Below are 19572 nucleotides of genomic sequence, written 5' to 3'. Positions count from 1 at the left end.
AGGATTCGTTAGCACCGAATCGCTTTCCGCTATAGATTTTGCTTTTACAGTTGATCAATGAAGTCTTTGATCTGTTGTTTTGTTTGGCCTGTTTTTTGCTGAATCCGGCCCAAAAGTTCATCTTCCAGACCTTCCTGGTAGCTCAGGTCATCTTCTGTTAATACGGCATATTCCTGCTTGAGTTTTCCTTTAATCGTATTCCAGTTTCCTTTAAGTTTGTCTTTCGTTGCACTCATAAAATTTATTTTTTGTTGTTACAATTATTGGCTGAGTTCTTAAGGAGTCATCAGCATGCTCAGCCTTATTTCTATTTTGCTGATGCTCTTGTTAGTCAAATTGTTTCTGGTCAATACTATTCATGAATTTTGAGGTGATCTCTGAACCGTCCACTCCGTATGAGTCTACCACAGTGCCCTTGGCACCCGACTTGGTTTGTACTGCATAAACAATACTCATGTCTGCAGGGTTAGTTTCTCCCTCAAAGCGATGAAACTCATGTAACTCCACTTCATTAGGTGGATAATGCACGGTTTTGTTTTCTTCCAGCTGCCCATGTTCGTTTACCCTAAAATTGTGGGTGTAACCTCTTTTAGTCAGGTCTTGCATGGCTTCTAACATTGTGGAATATTGATTATTCTTATTCATGACAATTGAGTTTTAAAGATTAATGTCCCCTTTTTTTAGTTTATAAGGAGTTCCCCATTGGGCGCCAAACAGAAACTGATCTACTCCATTTCGGGGAGATGACTGGAGTTCTTTTTCTTCAAACTCCTTGGGAAGCTGCCTGGGATCACCAAGTTTGCCAATGACAAACATGGCAGCAGGGACATAGTCGTTTGGAATTTGAAAGTACTCCATGACTTTTTCTGACGAAAAGCCAGCCATTTGGTGGACAAATAAATCTAAGCTGGCGGCCATTAGTGTGGTAGTTGCCATAAAAGCACCGGAATCGTATAAATGATGTCGGTTGACTTTATCGTTTCGGGTAAAGTGTTTTTTGCCCAGTACAACTCCCAGACAAGGGGCCGTTTGTACCCATTTCTGATTAAATTCACCTAGACAATCAAATAGTTTGGCGTAATGTTCATCTTCTTTGCTGGCAAAAATGACCCGCCAGGGTTGCTCGTTAAAACATGACATGATCGTTTTTCCGGCGTCGAATAATTTGAAGATGGTTTCGTCGGGAATTCGTTGGTCCAGAAAACTGCGCGGACTCCAACGGGTTTCAATTATTTCCTGAAAGTGTCGTTCTTTCGCGGTTGCTGTTTTTAATTCGTTTTTCGGTTCGCTCTCACTCTTCATATTATTCTCTTCTTATTCGTTGTTTCTTTTTTAGAGGTGAAAAAACCTTGCCAAACTCTCAGTGAGGAATAGCTTTGCGTTTGTATGTGGTTGTTAGCCAGTGCTTGGTGCGGTGTTTTAGCTTTTGACAGCTTTTGTGGGTTTTTAATCTGATTGAAGTTGATCGTGTGGAAATGTAGAACTAATTCCCCGATCTGTTTTTTTGCAATTTATGGAAAGAGCGAATCACGATACGACTTAAGGTAGTGCCTGGCTGGTGTGTTTTCTGAAAGTTTGCTTAATCAGAAAAGAAATCTTCTGATAAGTGCAATTGATGTTGGTAGTATTTTGAGCTTTTGCAGCTCGAATTAAGTGATAATAAGACCTCTTATTTATGAGTGGCTTGCCTTTTTTTGCGTCCAACAACCAAAACGGCACCGCACAGTATGATTATGGCACCCAGGAGTGATAGCAACGAAAACTGCTCTCCGTCAATCCAGGAAACCTCCATATCGGTCAGTATCCCCATGACGATGAAGGTAATCATCGGATTCAAAATGATGATGATGCTTACTTTGTTGGCCTGTGTATATTTTAAGGCTTGGGCCAGACTTCCATAGGCAATGAGGGTGTTGAGTCCCAGGAAAATTAAGATGGCCCACCAAATCCAACTTAGCTGAAGTAAAGGAGCAAAGTCAACAAACGGAAAGTAAATGAGCGCAGGAAATCCAAATAAGAATAAGTTTAAGCTTGCCGTTGAGTGTGTCAATACCAAACGCTTTTGCAGAATCGCATACACCGACCAGGCCATCGCTCCACTCAGGGTGAGTAAAATGCCTAGGTTGTAGTTACCTTCCTGTCCAATCATCAATTTGATTTGCTGACTGTAGAAAAAGACAAAGCCGATGGAAGCGACAATAAAGCCAATAAGTTGGAGTTTTCGTATTTTTTCTTTAAACAGGACGACACTGGCCAGTGCCAGTAGGATGGGCCCAGTTTGGATAATCAACTGGGCGTTGCTCGGAGTGGTGTAATGAATGCCAAGCATAAATCCAAGGTAGTTCCAAGATAGGGCCATGGCGGCGAAAACCAATAGTAATGGTGGACGAACAAGGATGCGCATCCTTTGTGGGTGACGAACCAACTGCCAGCCGGCCAGTAAAACAAAGGCTACTGCAAAACGAAACCAGACAATGGTTTGTGGGGCGACTTCCTGCACTGCTATTTTTAGAAAAATAGCAAGAAATCCCCAGAAAAAAGCTGTTACAACAGCATACGAAATACCTTTTTGGTTGTTTGTCATGCCTGAATGCCGGATATATTTAATACTTGATCATTGCTGGTGCTCTGCAGGAATTGCTTGTCAAAAAAACTGCCTGCGAAGAGCCGGGCAAAGATAAGACTGTTTTTGAGATTGAGGGCGCTGCTTTTTTTGGGTTTGCGCCGCCGCTATTTAAGGTTCTTTCCTACGGTTGAAGTCGTTTTAATGTTTCCGAAACCGATTCCAATGGAAGTTGGCAGCTGTTGTTTTGACAAACGTAAAGCCAGGTTTTGGATTTGGTAAACCGATTTTTGAGGAGAGGTAGTTGGCTGTCGGTTAGGCTGGCGCAGAACAGGCATTGGGGAAGGTAGTGCATTTGCAACACCTTTAGCTTTTTGAATGCTTGTTCGCCAACAAGCGCCACTTCATAATGCTTGCCGGTGAAGTTGAGGGCCACTTGCATCCAGTTGGAGTAGCCCGATGGGTAAGTTTGGAAATCTTCGACCAGTTTTTCCAGCATGCGCTCTACCATTATTAAATAGTCCTGTTTTCCGGTTAAATGGCCCATCCGGAATAAATTATTTGTCATCACCGAGTTGGATGCGGGAATGACATTGTCGTGTACCTCGACACTCCGGGTTATGAGATTGGTTTGTGATTCGGCCGTAAAATAGAAGATGTTCTTTTCACTGTCGTAAAAATGCTCAAAGGTTTTGTTCGTTAGTTGTTGTGCGTCGTCCAGGTAGGAGTTGTTGCCAGTTGTTTCAAACAAGTCGACTAAGGCCTGAATCAACAAGGCATAATCTTCCATAAAACCGTCTATTTTACTGGTTTTGTTTTTATAGGAATGGCGCAGATTACCTGTTGCTGTCAGTTGTCTTTCTTTCAGGAATTGAAAGTTCTTTTCGGCTAGCCGCAGATAATCAGCCTCTCCAAAAGCCCTGTAAGCAGCAACTAAGCCTGAAATGGTCAATGCATTCCACGAAGTCAGAATTTTATCGTCAAGCCCCGGTCGGATGCGTTGTTCCCGAGCATGGAGAAGGTGTTTCTGCCAGTTTCTGACGCGTAGTTTTAGTTCGTCCACTGGCAGGTGGTGTTTGGTGGCAAAGGTTTCGTCAGCTTGTCGCCGCAGCAGGATGTAGTTGCCATTCTCCCAATGTCCGTTTTCGTTGACTTGGTAGTAGTTGGCAAAGAGTGGAAACTCCGGCCCCAACAGTTTCTGAAGCTCCTGCTTTTGCCATACATAAAATTTGCCTTCTTCGCCCTCGCTATCGGCGTCCAGCGAAGAGTGGAAGCCGCCCTCCGGTGAAAGCAGCTCTCGTTCGATAAAAGCAATGGTTTGCTGCACGACTTCCTGGTAAAGTGGGTTTTTCGTTTTTTGAAAGGCTTGTGCATAAACACTTAATAGCTGTGCGTTGTCGTAAAGCATCTTTTCAAAATGAGGCACCTTCCAATAGCTGTCGGTCGAATAGCGGGCAAAACCCCCGCCAACCTGATCATAGAGTCCCCCGCGAGCCATTTTCTCCAAGGTCGTTTCAACATAAGAAAGCGTCTCCTGGTCGTTCATCTGATGAGCCCAGTGCAGCAGAAATTGTAAGTTGTTAGGCATCATGAATTTGGGCGCACCTTTGCTGCCTCCTTCAAGCCGGTCGAAGTTAGACTTCCAATGAGAGACAGCATGTTTCAGCTGGCTGGTGTCAAGCGTTTGGGGTGTTTGATTGATGGGAGTCAGATTGCTTTCGCGAATCCCTTGGCTGAGGCGTTCAGCGTACTCTTCTGTTTTTTCGGGGTTTTGCTGGTGAAAAGCGTGGATTTGTTCCAGAGCATTCACCCATACTTCTTTCTGAAAATAGGTTCCTCCCCAGATGGGACGGCCATCAGGTAGAGCAATGGCGTTTAAGGGCCATCCTCCACGTTGGGTCATCAATTGGACTGCGCTCATGTAGATATGGTCCACATCAGGCCGTTCCTCCCGGTCCACCTTGATGCACACAAAATGTGTATTCATTACCCGTGCAACATCCGGATCTTCAAACGACTCGTGTTCCATAACGTGGCACCAGTGGCAAGCGGCATATCCGATACTGATTAGCAGAAGTTTATTCTCCCTCTTCGCCCGAAGTAGGGTTTTTTCACCCCAGGGCATCCAATGCACGGGGTTGTGCGCGTGCTGCAAAAGGTAGGGCGATGTTTCGTGAATCAGTTCGTTGGTATATTCGTGTTTTTCCATATTCTTTCCATTCCTGAGTTGGTCAGTTGGCTGTCTGTTGAAAATGCAGGCTGTCAACTGGCCGGTTTTGCTTTAAACTGAAACACGAGGAGCGAAGGAAAGTTTTTTGCGATGTGCTGCGCTTTTTTTATGAATCGATGAAAATCTCTCCGCGCAGGTAGGTTGTGGCTTTTCCGGCAATGAGAACACGGTCGCCCTGCAAGGTGCATTGGAGCTGGCCACCGCGTGAAGAAATCTGTCGGGCCGATAGCTCTTGCTGTTGTAGGCGATCAGTCCAATAGGGCATCAGCGTGGTGTGGGCTGATCCAGTTACCGGATCTTCGTCAATACCCAGGCCGGGAGCAAAAAAACGACTGACAAAATCACAGTCATTGCCGGGAGCGGTGACAATGATTCCGCGGGCTCCTGTTTGAGTTAACGTTCCGAAATCGGGTTGCATTTGCTCCAGCTCGTGCTGACTGTCGTACACAAACAGGTAATCGGTTTTTCCAAGGAAGCAGGCGCTGGGTGTTTTCCCGACAGCCTGGCTTAACTCCGTTGGTTCTTCAATCGGCTGAATGGTGTCCGCGGGGAAGTCAAGTTGTAGTAAATCATTTAATTTGGTTACCGTCAAATTGCCGCTTCGGCTGTCCAGCGAAAGGGTGCTTTTCGGATAGTTAGCTTCGTTGAAGATAATGTGTGCGGTGGCAAGGGTGGCATGTCCACACAAATCGACTTCGGCTTTTGGGGTGAACCAACGAATATTAAATCCGGCTTTGGTAGGCACAAAAAAAGCGGTTTCCGATAGGTTGTTTTCCATTGCAATGGCTTGCATCAGCTTATCGGCTAGCCATTCTTTTAGTGGAACAACGGCGGCGGGGTTTCCTTGAAATAGCTTTTCAGCAAAGGCATCAACCTGGAAAATGGGAAGTTTCATGATCAGAATTTTACGGTTAATTTCAAATTTAATTTGCGGTCGGTCAGGTAATTGGGGACGGCAAACATGTCGCCGCTATTGCTCGATACCCAAAGGTACGAAACGGTATTCCGAACACCAAGTAGGTTGAGGACCTCCAGGCTTAACCAAAGGTCTTTGATGGGAGCCAGCAGCTTGGCGGTGCTGCGGCTTTGGGGGCCAATAACAATTTTGGAAAAGCCGATGTCGATCCGGCGATAGGGGGGCATCCGAAAAGTGTCTTGATGCCGCTCGCCGTTGGGAGGCCCGATAGGAAGCCGTGAGCCGTAAAACGCTGCCAGGTGCATTTTGTAACTGGGGTTTCCGGGGAAATAATCCTGAAAAAACAAACTCAGGTTAAGTGTCTGATCGGTAGGCCGGGGAATCCATCCATGTCCATCGCCTATGATATCTTCCTTGGTTTGTAATAGCGATATGCTGGCCCACGACTGTACCCCGCTCACAAACTCGCCGTTCACCTTAAAGTCAAGGCCGGCAGCGTAGCCAGTGGCTTCCTGATCTCTCAGGTAGCGGATTTGAACATTATTAACCTGGTAAGGGATCAAGTGCGAAAAGTATTTGTAGTATATTTCGGAGCTCAGTTTAAACGGACGATCCCAGGCGCGGAAAAGGTAGTCGGTTCCTAATACAAGTTGGGTTGACTTTTGGGCTTTGACGCTGGAATTGATGTTGCCATTGCGGTCTTTCAGCTCTTTAAAGAAGGGGGATTGTTGGTAGCTTCCTCCAGCAAACCGAAAAATAAGCTTGTTTTGCCACTTTGGATAATAGCTAACCGAAAAGCGCGGACTCAGCAGCCATTCGTTGGTATAATTCCAAAAATTGAATCGAAGTCCGCCGGTCAGGTAAAGTTCGCCACTGTTCATGGGCACGGCATAGGTGTCTTGCAGGTGACCCGACAGACGCATATTGTTCATCTGATTATTGGTATTGACTACACGAAATAGTTCTATTTTCTCATCAGAATAGGGAAGCGAATAACCCGTTGAGTCGCGCAATTCCCACTCATTCATACGGTCGTCAATAGTTTCCAGCTGAGCTTTGATCTCCCAGTTCAAGAGGTGGCTGGAACTGCTGTAAGCACCTTTGTGCGAAAAACTGAATACTTCTGCCAATAGCTTGTTTCGGGCATGATTCAGGAAGGTGCCAATGCCCAGGTTAAGCACACTGTCGCCCGCGGATTCGGAAGCCATGTCCTGTTCCAGCTCGTTTAGGTAGTAGTTTCCAAGAATATCGTAGTTGACTTCTTCTTTGGTTTGAAAGGCAGATGCGATAAACTTCAGATTGAGCTTGTTGCTGGGGTGATAGTTGGCTGAAAGCGCGCCCAGCGTGGTCGTAAAACGGTCTTTTTCCTGTCCATCGAAGTAGATTTTTGTATTGTAAACAGTCTGAAAAGTTCCAAAACTTGTTTCGCGGGATTCGGGTTTAAAATGATAGTTGTTGGTTGCGAGGTTTCCAAGAAAAGACAAGTCGAACTGATCAGTAAAGTGGTAGGTGATGTAGGTTTGAACATCGATAAAACTCGGATCGTAATTCCCTTTTTCATCCAGACTTCCCAGTAAATAACGGTTGGTTTTGTAGCGTACACCACCGGTATAGCTCAATTTTTTGTTTTTACTCAGGTTCTCCAGATGTAGCGAGCCACCAAGCAGACTAGCACTTGTACTGCCACTAAATGCAACCGGCTTTCGGTATTTAATATCCAGCACCGAAGCCATTTTGTCGCCGTAGCGGGCATCGAAGCCCCCGGCAGAAAACTCGATGCTTGACACCATTTCCGGGTTGATGAAACTCAAACCCTCTTGCTGGCCCGAACGAACCAAAAAAGGACGGTAGATTTCGATATCATTAACATATACCAGGTTTTCGTCGAAGTTGCCTCCGCGCACCGAATACTGTGAGCTAAGTTCGTTGCTTGATGAAACGCCGGGAAGGGTTTTGATCAGTGCTTCAACGCCACTGGAAGAGGCATCGGGCAGGTTGTTGGTGAAGGTTGGATCCAGGCGGGTCATCGTTCCATTGGCTTGTTGGCGGCGCGAAATCTGCACTTCATCGATGGCGTTGGGCTGGATGCTAAGTTGGACATTCAGCTCCAGTCGTTCTTCTTCGCTGGCCTGAATTACGTGTTCAATGGGTTGGTAGCCCATGCAGGAAAAAACCAGCGTTATATCTTTTTCCGCAGGAATGCGTAGCAGGTAATTTCCTTTTCGGTCGGTAATCGTTCCAATAGGGTAATTTTTGATGGAAATGTTGGCTAGTTCGATCGGCTGGCCTTTTTCTCCGGTAACGATTCCCAGCAAGGTCGCATTGTTTCGCTGGGCGACTAATTGGAATGAAAAAAACAGGCTTGCTATAAGAAGGAGAAAAGGTTTTCCGGATTTCATAGAAACAAAAATAATATTCTTTGATCTATATCAGCTTATTTCAAATTGAATAATTGTACTTAACTTTAGAAATTGTCCAACCATTAAACTGCTAATATGGAGCGTCGCGATTATTTGATCCATCAGATTCAGGAGATGGGAGCTTTTCTGGCCCGACTGATTCTCCGACTTCAGAAGAAAGAAGTGCAGCCTTGGGTAGAAATTGCTTCGGTAGCTTGCGAGCTTGAAGAGGAACTTGATTTTAAGTTAAATGACTTGCTCTTTCTGGACGATTCTGCCTTTGTGGAGGTGGTGCAGGAAAAGTTATTGTCTGATGAAAATATGGAGCAATTTGCTTCCTTGCTAGAACAATTGGGTGATGTGGCCTTGGAGAACGAAACCTTTTTACGGCAGCAGATTTACTACCATAAGGCCGGCGAATTGCTCGTCTTTGTTGATCGAAATAGTCAAAGCTATTCTATGGAACGGCAACAACGGATCGTGAGTATTCGTGCCAAGTTAAATTACTAATTCTGTAAGACTTACCTGACGATGGCAAGGAAGCTGTCAAAAACGCTCTTGGGAGAATCGACCCCGCCGGAAGATGATTAATGAGAAGCGAGCAGATTTTGTAAGCCTTCTTCCATGCGGAATTCAGCGATCTCGATGCCTTCTTCTTTTAGGGCAGCCATGAATCCTTCATTCATCATGCGTCCGGCCATTAATGGAAAATCCAATAGGGCTGGATAGTTTTCTTCATTTTCCGGGTTTTGATAATATTCCCGACAAGTACTTAGCTTGGTCGAAAGGTAGATGCGGCAGGCCATGGGGCGGGCTTCATAAACGCTGCAAGAACCATCTGTAAGCAACGGACAAGGGCTTTTGTAATTCAGCATTGCTTTTTCCTCTAGGTCCGAAGTGATTTTGTTTTTGGAATGTGCCTTATCGTAAATGAGTTTCATTTCTTCCTTAGCAAGTGCTTGTTGCATGAGGTGCCCGAGGTAATGCAATTCATAGGAATTGGCAAAAACCGCTTGATGACAGCAGTAGCTGCACCCTTTTTGGCAATGAATGGGCATGTCTTGTTGTCGCGCCACGGTAGATATCGAATCAATGAGCTGATCAATTGCTTTATATTGTTGCTTCATGGCTTGAAATAGATCCTCCTCGCGGTAGCTGTTTTTGGCGGCTTCTTTTCCCAAAAGGTAGCCATCGTTGAAAAAAAGTTGTTCGTGTTCTGATAAAGCGTGCTCCATATTGCATCTGATTTTTTTTGCAATTTAGACAATCAAATTCGAATATTCTATCCTAAGATGAATTGGATTACCCAAAAACGGTGAGAATCTGTTTTCAAGAAACGAGGTTTTATCGATTAATTTCAGACGTTTGTCGGATAATCGGTTTAATTGTCATTCAATTTTGTTTGATTTGATGTTAGTATTTTCAAAACTAAAAAGATGATGGAAATTAGCCGGCTGACCGATCAATTTACGGATTTGTGGAATCAAACTTCGCCAACACAATCTCCTTGGGGAGGTGTGGTGAATAGGGAAGAAAAGCAACGGAAGGAACTGTATGTCGATACCTTTTTAAAGTCGATGAAAAAGTTGGATTCGGATTTATTGAAAGCCTATTCCGAGTCGAATGTGTTGGATGAATTTGTGCTTGGGCAGTTACGCGATTTGTTTCAGAATGCTTTTTCGTATGAACATGAGGAGATCGACCTGATGTTTTCGGGCGAGATGATGAATGCGACGAAAGCCTTTATCAAGCAGGCAAAAAAGTTTGATCCGAGCTTGTCCATTCAGAGTATTTTTCAAGCCTGCCGCAATGTTTGGATTATGACTGGTCTTCAGCTTATTTTAGGGCGTCGGGTTGAGCTGACTCCCTCCATTTTTGCCTATAGCATGCTTTATCCTTACACCGATAATTTTGTGGATGATCCACAGATTTCTTCGAAAGAGAAGCAGGAGTTCAGCAGTCGTTTTGCCGATCGGCTGGATGGAAAGGCAGTTGATCCGATAAACGAGCAGGAACAAAAAATCTATACTTTGGTAAGTATGATTGAAAGCCAGTATGGCCGGCAGGAATATCCACAAGTTTTTGATTCGCTTTTGGGGATTCATCAGGCTCAAACACAGAGCATGGCTCTTTTTGGTCGTAACACCATGTCGGATGATGAGGCGATCCGTATTTGTCTGGCCAAAGGAGGTGCCTCTGTGCTGGCTGATGGTTATTTGATTGCCGGAAACTTAAGCGAAGAGGAGAAGTGTTTTTTGTTTGGTTATGGTGCTTACCTGCAGTTGCTAGATGATGTTCAGGATGTGAAAGAAGATTTGGAAGATGGCTTGCTGACTGCCTTCTCAAAAGCGACCCAAGAGCAAAAACTGGATGCCATGATTTATAAAACCTATAATTTTGGCGAGCAGGTATTGACCGATTCTTCCAGCTTGTTGAGTCGGGTGGCACTCGATTTTAAAGGCTTGCTGCAAAAAAGTATTTTGTTGTTTTTTGTCGAATCAGTAGCTGTGGATAAGCAATTTTACACGGAGGCATTTCAATATAACCTGGAGCAGGTTTCTCCTCTGTCTTTCAGTTTTGTGCGTGATCGGCATAAGTTCTTCACTCCGCAGAAACATGTGCTGCTGGAGCAATTGAAAAAGCGGGTTTTTGCAGCACCACTCAATCCGGTTGAGGATTAAGGTGGTGAATATTCACTGCAAGTTAATTTCTGTGGAAAACAAAAAAGCTGTTGTTCGTAATGAGCAACAGCTTTTTTGCTTTATGTGTTAAGCTTATTTCAGATTTCTATTCAGAAAATCAGTCATTCGCTGGTAGAGGTGCATACGGGTCTTGCCACCGTAAATGCCATGGTCTCGATTGGTGTAAATAGCCATGTCGAATTGCACGCCGGCCTGAACCAGTGCTTCCGACATTTCCATGCTGTTTTGGAGGTGAACATTATCGTCGGCCGATCCGTGTACCAGCAGCAGGTGTCCTGTAATTCCTTCGGCGTGGTTTAGCGGAGCGTTATCGTTATAGCCATCCGGGTTTTCTTTTGGGGTACGCATAAAGCGTTCGGTGTACACTGTGTCGTAAAATTTGTAATGCGTAACCGGAGCCACAGCAATACCGGCTTTAAACAGATCACCACCCTTTTCCATGCAAAGCAAAGTCATAAAACCCCCGTAGCTCCATCCCCAAATAGAGATGTTTGACGTGTCAACATAGGGTAGCGTGCCGAGGTACTTGGCTGCTTCAATCTGATCATCTGATTCGTATTTGCCCAACTGCATGTAGGTTACTTTACGGAAATCTTCGCCACGAGCGCCTGTTCCGCGCGAATCGACACAAACCACCAGAAAGCCTTCCTGGGCTAGGTAGTTGTTCCAGTTTACCGACCATTCATCGCGCACTTGTTGCGAATTGGGACCACTGTACTGGGTCATCACCACGGGGTACTTTTTATTCTCGTCGAAGTTGGCGGGCTTAATCATCCACCCGTTGAGGCTGATTCCCTCATTCGTTTCAAAGCTAAAGAATGATTTGGGGCTGATGGTGTAGTTGGCTAATTTGTTTTTCAGCTCGCTGTTTTCTTCCAATGTCCGGACGAGTTTGCCGCGGTTGTCATGCAAGCTAAATGTTTTGGGCGTTGAAAGGTTGGTGAACTCATTAATGAAATATTGAAATCCATTGCTGAAGGTGGCTTTGTTTGTTCCTTCAAGCGGGCTTAGCATGCCTTGCTTTTTGCCGTCGAGGCTGGTGTAATAGATTTCGCGCTGCATAGGCGACTTTTTCGCTGCCTGGTAGTAGAATATTTTTTTCTTGTTGTCGAAACCATAGAAATCGGTTACATCGTATTCGCCTTTTGTGAGTTGGCGAACTTCAAAGCCCTGTCGATCATAGAGGTAGAGGTGTGAGTATCCATTGCGCTCGCTGTTGACAACAAAGTAATCATTGTTTGGCAGGAAGATGAAGTCGTCTAAAAAGTCTTCTGACAGGTAACGCTCATTCTTTTCAGAATAAAACAAACGGCTGTCGCCGGTAAACGGGTTGGCAAAAAGAATGTTGATTTCATTCTGGCGTCTGTTCAGCCGAAAGACTGCCAGGTCATTGGCGTCTGCGGTCCACTTGATGCGGGGAATATAAAAGTCGGTTTCTTCTCCCAAGTCAACTTCAACCTTGGTTTTTGATTTAATGTCGTAGGCGAAAACGGAAACCACTGAGTTTTCTTCTCCGGCTTTGGGATACTTATAAACGTATTCACCCGGGTAGGTTTCATTTTCATTTAAGGCCGGGGCTTTCCCTCGAAACTTTTTCATGCCGTATTCTTTGACTTCTGTTTCATCGAAACGAATGTAGGCTAGGAATTTGCTGTCGGGCGACCAGGCAAAAGCTTTGCTGAAACTGAATTCTTCTTCGTAAACCCAATCCGGAACTCCATTGATAATGGCATTTTTTGCGCCATCAGTAGTCACCTGGTTTTCGGTTCCGAAGCGCAAGGTTTTTATAAACAGGTTATTGTCTCTTGCAAAAGCAATACGGTCGCCATCGGGAGAAAAAGTGGCTTGCTGTTGTTTTCCTTTAGCGGATAGCTCCTGAAGTTCTTCCGTAACCGAATTCCATACATAGTAATTGGCTTTGTATGAATGCCGATAGATGTTTTCCCTTTCAGTCGTGAGTAGAATTTTTGTTTCGTCAAGACTAAAAGAATAAGCCGAAAAATAATTGATTGGCGCATTTTCTAGCTTGTCCAGATCGAAGACCGTTTCAACTTTTTTCCCATCTTTGTAGCTGTACTTGACAATTTGTTTATTATTCTCCAGGGTTGTGTAGTAAAGTCCGTTGGCTGAGGAGTAAAGCCCATTAACTGATTTTTGGTTAAAGGTGCTATGCTGATGAAAATCGGCAAGCGTTAATGTTTTCTGTGCAATGGAAGAGAATCCAATGGTTAGAAAAAGGAAGAATGAAAATACAATCTTATGCATAGTATTACTTATTTTAGCCGTCAAAGCTTTGTTTTTTTTTTGAAAAAAGAAAGTTGATAATAATAAAAGTTGGGAAATAGGTCAACGATCTACAAAAATAATTACAACGAGATTTCCCGCAATTTTATGGGGCGAAAAATAGAGGAGTGCATGAAAGATACAGTTTTTGAGAAGAAGATTAACACCAATTTATTTTATTAAAATGAGAAAATTATTTGTATTACTTAGCTTCGCAACGATTGTTTCGGCAGCTTCGGCTCAGTCTGATGTTGTGGAGTTTCTGAAGGCCGGTCCTGATGATGCCGGCATGTTGATTCAGTCCTATATGAATCCCTTTGCTCAGTCGCTGGGCGATGGTTTGAATAATGGTTGGTATTATACCGCTGAGACTCATCATCGGCTTGGATTTGATTTTTCGATGAGTGTGAGTGCTGTTAAAGTGCCCGGATCAGCCCAGTCATTTGATTTGAGTCAGTTTAGTTTTAACAATATTGAACTAGCTGATCCCTCAAACTCAATCGCACCAACTATTTCTGGAAGTGATGCCCAAGGGCCATTGCTGAACTTGTTGAATCCTCTTGACAAAAGCCAGGTAATTGACCAGTTTCGTGCTCCAGGTGGAACTGAAATCGACATTGTTCCTGTTCCAGTCGCGCAGTTGAGTGTTGGCTTGTTGCCTCACACCGATGTGATGGTGCGCTACGTGCCTGAGCTCAAGTTTAACCTGGAAGACGACAGTGATGAAGAAACGAAAGTGGGGATGTTTGGTTTAGGAGTGAAGCATAGTTTCAAAGACTGGATTCCGGGGCTGAAACACCTGCCGTTTGATGCCGCTGTTTTTGCTTCGTATTCGAATATCTCAGCCAATACCGGAATCTCGTTCATGCCAGACGATTTAGGCTATCCTAATTTGAATTCGGACCAGTATGAAGATCAGCAGTTGGATATTGAAACAACAACTAAGAAACTAGGGCTGATTGTTTCAAAAAAGATTGCGATTCTTACCATTTTTGGAAGTATTGGAAACAGCCAGAGCAGTTCTAAGGTGGACTTATTGGGAACTTATCCCGTTCCGAGTGTTACAGAAAACGGAGGAGTTATTGTGACAGATGAACCTGATCCGATTAGATTACGGTTCGAGTCTTCAAACCTGAGTATGGATGCCGGATTACGCTTGAAATTAGCGTTTTTCAATATTTTTGCATCTGTCAATAAAGCAGAGTACACATCCTATAATGCAGGAATTGCACTTAGCGTGCGATAAGCAACAACGAAATTTAGATTTTGTATATGGAAGAAAAGGGGGGTCTGGAAAGCCTCCCTTTTGTCGTTCTTAGAGATGGAAATAATTGGTTAACACTTGTCACAGTCAGTTAATAATAGTTATCTTTGCAGCCTGAAAATAAAATCCATAATTCGATACTGATGATTAAAATAACATTACCAGATAACAGTGTTAGGGAATTTGAAAGTGGAATTACCGGCATTCAGATTGCAAAAGCAATTAGTAACCGGTTGGCAAAGGACGTTTTAGCAATAACGGTGAATGGCGCTGTGTGTGACCTGAACCGGCCTATTACAGAAGATGCCCACATTCAACTTCATACCTGGGACGACCGTGAAGGAAAAGAAACCTTTTGGCACTCTTCGGCCCACTTGATGGCTGAGGCGATTGAATGTTTTTACCCAGGAACTAAATTTGGTATTGGACCGACGGTGGATACTGGATTTTATTACGACATTGATTTGCCTGAAGGGAAGCAACTGTCAGATAAAGATCTGGAAAAGATCGAGAAGAAGATGATTGAGCTGGCTCGCCAAAAAAATGAGATTGTCCGGACGGATATCTCAAAAGACGAAGCCCTGCAATTGTTTACCGATAAAAATGATGAGCTGAAGTTGGAATTGATCAGTGAGTTGGAGGACGGAACCATCACTCTTTATAATCAGGGAAGCTTTACTGATTTATGTCGTGGCCCGCACTTGCCCAACACCAGCTATATCAAATCAGTCAAATTAACGTCTATAGCCGGCGCCTATTGGCGGGGTGATGAGAAAAATAGAATGCTGACTCGTGTTTATGGGGTGACTTTTCCGAAACAAAAGCTTTTAGATGAATACCTGGTGTTGGTGGAAGAAGCCAAAAAGCGGGATCACCGTAAGATTGGCAAGGAAATGGAATTGTTCACTTTTTCGCAGGAAGTAGGACAGGGCTTGCCCATGTGGTTACCCAAAGGAGCCATGTTGCGTCAGCAGCTGGAAGATTTCCTGAAAAAGGTTCAAAAGAAATTTGGCTATGAGCAGGTGATTACTCCGCATATTGGAGATATTAACCTTTACAAAACATCGGGGCACTATGCCAAGTATGGAGCCGATTCATTTCAAACGATAAAAACACCGGCCGAAGGCGAAGAGTACATGCTGAAACCCATGAACTGCCCACACCACTGTGAATTGTACAAATTTAAACCACGGTCATACAAGGATCTGCCGGTTCGCATGGCCGAATTTGGAACGGTTTATCGTTATGAGCAAAGTGGTGAATTGCACGGATTGACTCGTGTGCGTGGGTTTACTCAGGATGATGCCCACATTTACTGCCGTCCTGATCAGTTGAAAGATGAGTTTAAAAAGGTGATTGATATTATCTTCATTATTTTTAAAGCACTTAACTTCGATGATTATACGGCGCAGATTTCTTTGCGCGATCCGGAGAAATCGGAGAAGTATATTGGATCGACTGAGAATTGGGAGAAAGCAGAGCAGGCAATTATTGAAGCTTGCGAGGAAAAAGGCTTGAATACTGTTACCGAGTTGGGTGAAGCCGCTTTTTATGGTCCCAAGCTGGATTTCATGATTAAGGATGCCTTAGGACGAAGCTGGCAACTGGGAACCATTCAGGTCGATTACAATCTACCAGAGCGATTTAAACTTGAATATATCGGTGCTGACGATAACCGTCATCGTCCGGTCATGATTCACCGTGCTCCGTTTGGATCGATGGAGCGTTTTGTGGCAGTTTTAATCGAACATACAGCTGGAAAATTCCCCTTATGGTTAACTCCCGAGCAAGTTGTTATCCTTCCGATTAGTGAAAAGTACAACGAATATGCAGAAAATCTTTCAAGTTTTCTAAATAATTCCGATATTCGCACCTTAATTGACGACCGGAACGAAAAGATCGGCCGTAAAATCCGGGATAACGAGTTAAAACGTATCCCGTATTTGTTAATAGTTGGTGAAAAAGAAGCAGAATCAGGGATGGTGTCCGTCCGTAAGCAAGGCGAAGGAGATCAAGGAACTATGACCAACGAAGATTTTGCGGAATTCATCGCTAAAGAAGTAAAAGAACAATTAGCATCATTTTATAACTAAAAAGAATAGGAGGTTTTTCTTATCGCAATAAAAAAACGCCCATATCGTGGAGGACGAAGAGTGGACACTGCTCCACTTCATAATATCAATCAGCGTATCCGTGCACAGCAGGTACGATTAGTTGGTGACAATATCGAAAATCAGGGAGTGTATACCTTGTCAGAAGCATTGAAAATTGCTATTGATCAGGAACTTGATCTGGTTGAGATTTCACCAAAAGCCGATCCTCCGGTTTGTAAAGTTATAGATTACAAGAAGTTTCTTTATCAGCAAAAGAAGAAACAGAAGGAAATGAAAGCCAAGGCTGTGCAGGTGGTGGTTAAGGAAATTCGGTTTGGACCGAATACCGATGACCATGATTTTGAGTTTAAGTTAAGGCATGCTGAGAAATTCTTAAAGGAAGGTGCAAAAGTGAAAGCTTATGTGTTCTTTAAAGGTCGTTCGATCTTGTTTAAAGAAAAAGGTGAGATTTTGCTTTTACGTTTTGCTACTGAACTGGAAGAACTTGGAAAGGTGGAGCAATTGCCTCGTCTGGAAGGGAAAAGAATGACCATGTTTATTACACCTAAGAAGAAGAAATAACATTCTTCGAATATAAAATTTAGAAAGATGCCAAAAATGAAGACCAAATCCGGCGCCAAAAAACGGTTTAAATTAACCGGCTCCGGAAAACTGAAAAGGAAGCATGCTTATAAAAGTCACATTCTGACTAAAAAAAGCACGAAGCAGAAAAGAAACCTGACCTATTGGGGAACGGTTGACAAAGCTGATGAGAAAAATGTGAAGCTGATGCTTAACATGAAGTAATCAAATCCTTTTTCAATTTATTTAAAGTTTATAACAGAGGGTATTAGCTGTAAAGATCCCAAGTGATTGGGACGCTAACCGCTCATAAATTAAAGATTATGCCAAGATCAGTAAATCACGTAGCATCTCGGGCTCGTAGAAAAAAAATCCTCAAGCAAACTAAAGGTTATTGGGGTGCCCGTAAAAACGTTTGGACAGTAGCAAAAAACGCTCATGAAAAAGCATTGGTTTATGCTTACCGTGACCGGAAAACAAAAAAGAGAAACTTCCGCGCATTGTGGATTCAACGTATTAACGCTGCAGCTCGCCAGGAAGGCTTGAGCTACTCTCAGTTAATCGGTTTATTGAAAAAGAATAACATCGACATCAACCGTAAAGTATTAGCTGATTTAGCCTTGAATCAACCTTCTGCATTCAAAGCTGTAGTTGATAAAGTGAAGTAAGTAAAAATTACAGGTGAAATAAACATCGTAAAACCTCGCAATTCGCGAGGTTTTTTTTGCTCCTATTCGAGGGTAGTCCATTGCTTGCTTTGAGTGCTCTCCACCAGCCCGTCAATGACTTTCATGTTGCCAATTGCATCCGATAGAGGAGTTGGAACAGGCTCATCGCAAAGAATGGCATTTGAAAAAGCGTCGCCTTGCAAAGTGTATTGATCGACCGGTTCGAATACAAAAGTTTCTGTTTTTTCTTTGGTTCGAAGCGTTATTTTGGTAGATTCATAGGGAGGGGCATTTACGGGAATTTCGATGCAAATGTGTCCGTTGTCGCCTAAAATATTAGCTTGTTGAAAAGGCATCAGCTGGGTCGAACAGGTGAAACTTGCCGTCTTTCCCGAGGGGAAATGAAGCATTCCCGAGGTCAACTGGTCGGTTCTCATCTCTGGATCAATTCCCATTTGTCCGACAACCTCCACTGGTTCTTCTCCAAAGATAAACCGGGGAAATGAGATACAATAACAGCCAATATCCATCAAGGCACCGCCACCGATGTCTGCCTGGTTTCGAATATTTTGTGGATCAACATTGTAATACGAGAAAAAGGATTGCAGTGTTTTTACCTCCCCAATGACTCCGCTTTTTACTAGCTCCAAAGCTTTAGCCCATTGGGGGTGAAATCGGTACATGAATCCTTCCATCACCTTCAGGTGAGGATATTTTTTGACAGCTTCATCCAGTGCTTGTGCCTCTTCTGTATTCATCCCGATTGGTTTTTCGCAAAGTACATGCTTTCCGGCTTCCAGAGCTTTCATAGTCCAATAAACGTGCAAATGGTTGGGTAGAGGGTTGTAAATAGCGTCAATCTCTGGATCCTCCAGCAACTCTTTGTACGAAGCGTAGTATTTCGGAATGTTTAATTCATTGGCCGTTTGTCTGGCTCTTTCCTGGCTGCGGGATGCAATGGCGCTTACTTGGCAGAATTGTCCTTTCTGCAAGGCAGGAATCACTTTTTGTCTTGCTATTTTTGCTGTGCTTAATATGCCCCATCTTATTTTTGTTGCCATTGTGGTGTGTTTTTTTGTCTTGTTCGTTTGTGCTAAATTTTTGAATGTTGCCGGATCAATCTTTCCCGACGCACGACAAGTTAGGAAAAAAGAAAAGGGGATAAAAATAGTTGAAAAGATGTCTGTCAGAAAAGTCGCTGTTGCGTGTTTCCTCCGTTGCCTAAGGGGTGAGTATGTTTTTGCAGGATAATTTCAAATAGTCTAACCGTCGCTAGTGCATCTCCTCCGGCGCGGTGTCTGCCGTCGATCCTGATTGCCAGGTTATCGCAGAGTTTGCCGAGCGAATAGGAGGGATGGCCTGGAAGATATTTGCGGCTTAATTGTATGGTACACATAGTTTTGCGCTTATACTCATAGCCTAGGCGAAGATATTCCTGCTGAATGAAACGATAATCAAAACTAACATTGTGGGCAACGAACGTGGTACCCTCAGTGACCTCTACGATTTTTTTTGCAATCTCATAAAACTTAGGGGCATCAGCCACCATTTTATTATCAATGCCGGTAAGTTTAGTAATGAAGTAGGGGATGTGGCATTCCGGATTTACCAAGCTAACGAAAGAGTTCACAATCTCGATTCCGTCATGAACATAAATCGCAATTTCCGTGATCTTTCCGTTTTGGGCACTCTGCCCTGTTGTTTCGATATCAACAATACTAAACAAGTTTTCCTCTTTTTTTGGTGAAAATAGTAAAAATGCTTTAGCTTTATTAAAAATTTAATTTGAATGCCTTGTGGATGGTGAAAACGGAGGCGAAATGGAGGAGGTTTGGAAGTTGTAATTGATGCATGCAATTTACTTCGATGTAA

Annotated in this window: 18 protein-coding genes; 7 read left to right on the top strand and 11 right to left on the bottom strand. The window is 43.7% G+C overall.

Annotated features, from left to right (window positions below):
- Nucleotides 1-44: 44 nt before the first annotated feature.
- The 7 genes from ACUNWA_RS08010 to ACUNWA_RS07980 form a co-directional block, all read right to left on the bottom strand.
- Nucleotides 45-236, bottom strand: a complete 192-nt coding sequence (locus ACUNWA_RS08010) for a CsbD family protein (RefSeq protein ID WP_445591375.1) — start codon at nucleotides 234-236, stop codon at nucleotides 45-47.
- Between the two features lie 91 nt (nucleotides 237-327).
- A complete protein-coding gene (locus ACUNWA_RS08005; protein ID WP_445591374.1) occupies nucleotides 328-645 on the bottom strand; it encodes a hypothetical protein in 318 nt (105 codons plus the stop codon).
- Between the two features lie 12 nt (nucleotides 646-657).
- On the bottom strand, nucleotides 658-1302 hold the full coding sequence (locus ACUNWA_RS08000) for a nitroreductase family protein (protein WP_445591373.1): 645 nt from the start codon (nucleotides 1300-1302) through the stop codon (nucleotides 658-660).
- A 367-nt stretch (nucleotides 1303-1669) separates the two neighbouring features.
- Nucleotides 1670-2584, bottom strand: a complete 915-nt coding sequence (locus ACUNWA_RS07995) for a DMT family transporter (RefSeq protein WP_445591372.1) — start codon at nucleotides 2582-2584, stop codon at nucleotides 1670-1672.
- 163 nt (nucleotides 2585-2747) lie between these two features.
- A complete protein-coding gene (locus ACUNWA_RS07990; protein WP_445591371.1) occupies nucleotides 2748-4772 on the bottom strand; it encodes a thioredoxin domain-containing protein in 2025 nt (674 codons plus the stop codon).
- 127 nt (nucleotides 4773-4899) lie between these two features.
- Nucleotides 4900-5688 carry a PhzF family phenazine biosynthesis protein gene (locus ACUNWA_RS07985; RefSeq protein WP_445591370.1) on the bottom strand — a complete coding sequence of 263 codons (789 nt, stop codon included), beginning with the start codon at nucleotides 5686-5688 and terminating at the stop codon, nucleotides 4900-4902.
- 2 nt (nucleotides 5689-5690) lie between these two features.
- On the bottom strand, nucleotides 5691-8108 hold the full coding sequence (locus ACUNWA_RS07980) for a TonB-dependent receptor (RefSeq protein WP_445591369.1): 2418 nt from the start codon (nucleotides 8106-8108) through the stop codon (nucleotides 5691-5693).
- A 96-nt stretch (nucleotides 8109-8204) separates the two neighbouring features.
- Between ACUNWA_RS07980 and ACUNWA_RS07975 the strand changes: the two genes are divergently transcribed.
- Complete coding sequence (locus tag ACUNWA_RS07975) at nucleotides 8205-8618, top strand: hypothetical protein (protein ID WP_445591368.1); 414 nt, start codon at nucleotides 8205-8207, stop codon at nucleotides 8616-8618.
- A gap of 77 nt (nucleotides 8619-8695) precedes the next feature.
- Here ACUNWA_RS07975 and ACUNWA_RS07970 read toward each other — a convergent pair whose 3' ends face one another.
- Entirely contained in the window at nucleotides 8696-9343 is a 648-nt protein-coding gene (locus tag ACUNWA_RS07970) for a YkgJ family cysteine cluster protein (RefSeq protein WP_445591367.1), read from the bottom strand.
- 201 nt (nucleotides 9344-9544) lie between these two features.
- Here ACUNWA_RS07970 and ACUNWA_RS07965 point away from each other — a divergent pair, with 201 nt between their 5' ends.
- Entirely contained in the window at nucleotides 9545-10789 is a 1245-nt protein-coding gene (locus tag ACUNWA_RS07965; protein WP_445591366.1) for a class 1 isoprenoid biosynthesis enzyme, read from the top strand.
- Nucleotides 10790-10882: 93 nt separating this feature from the next.
- Here ACUNWA_RS07965 and ACUNWA_RS07960 read toward each other — a convergent pair whose 3' ends face one another.
- Nucleotides 10883-13075, bottom strand: a complete 2193-nt coding sequence (locus tag ACUNWA_RS07960; protein WP_445591365.1) for a S9 family peptidase — start codon at nucleotides 13073-13075, stop codon at nucleotides 10883-10885.
- Nucleotides 13076-13277: 202 nt separating this feature from the next.
- Here ACUNWA_RS07960 and ACUNWA_RS07955 point away from each other — a divergent pair, with 202 nt between their 5' ends.
- From ACUNWA_RS07955 to rplT, 5 genes are all read left to right on the top strand, one after another.
- Nucleotides 13278-14339, top strand: a complete 1062-nt coding sequence (locus tag ACUNWA_RS07955) for a DUF6588 family protein (RefSeq protein WP_445591364.1) — start codon at nucleotides 13278-13280, stop codon at nucleotides 14337-14339.
- 161 nt (nucleotides 14340-14500) lie between these two features.
- Nucleotides 14501-16450, top strand: a complete 1950-nt coding sequence (gene thrS, locus ACUNWA_RS07950) for a threonine--tRNA ligase (RefSeq protein WP_445591363.1) — start codon at nucleotides 14501-14503, stop codon at nucleotides 16448-16450.
- A gap of 60 nt (nucleotides 16451-16510) precedes the next feature.
- Nucleotides 16511-17032 (top strand): translation initiation factor IF-3, encoded by a 522-nt coding sequence (gene infC / locus ACUNWA_RS07945; RefSeq protein ID WP_445591362.1) that lies wholly within the window; start codon nucleotides 16511-16513, stop codon nucleotides 17030-17032.
- Nucleotides 17033-17059: 27 nt separating this feature from the next.
- Nucleotides 17060-17257: a 50S ribosomal protein L35 gene (rpmI, locus tag ACUNWA_RS07940; RefSeq protein WP_299580157.1), complete on the top strand. Its 198-nt coding sequence runs from the start codon at nucleotides 17060-17062 to the stop codon at nucleotides 17255-17257.
- 98 nt (nucleotides 17258-17355) lie between these two features.
- Nucleotides 17356-17700, top strand: coding sequence for a 50S ribosomal protein L20 (gene rplT / locus ACUNWA_RS07935; RefSeq protein WP_445591361.1), 345 nt, complete (start codon nucleotides 17356-17358; stop codon nucleotides 17698-17700).
- Nucleotides 17701-17762: 62 nt separating this feature from the next.
- On the opposite strand, the gene ACUNWA_RS07930 is transcribed toward rplT, so the two are convergent.
- Both ACUNWA_RS07930 and ACUNWA_RS07925 read right to left on the bottom strand, forming a co-directional pair.
- Nucleotides 17763-18761, bottom strand: a complete 999-nt coding sequence (locus ACUNWA_RS07930; RefSeq protein ID WP_445591360.1) for a Gfo/Idh/MocA family protein — start codon at nucleotides 18759-18761, stop codon at nucleotides 17763-17765.
- Between the two features lie 125 nt (nucleotides 18762-18886).
- The gene (locus ACUNWA_RS07925; protein ID WP_445591359.1) at nucleotides 18887-19426 is read right to left on the bottom strand and encodes a 3'-5' exonuclease; all 540 of its coding nucleotides are present in this window, start codon (nucleotides 19424-19426) and stop codon (nucleotides 18887-18889) included.
- Nucleotides 19427-19572: the final 146 nt, after the last annotated feature.

It is taken from the genome of Sunxiuqinia sp. sy24 (genome assembly GCF_052677165.1).
Note: the sequence above shows the minus strand (reverse complement) of the source record. Positions and strands in the feature narration are given on the sequence as shown.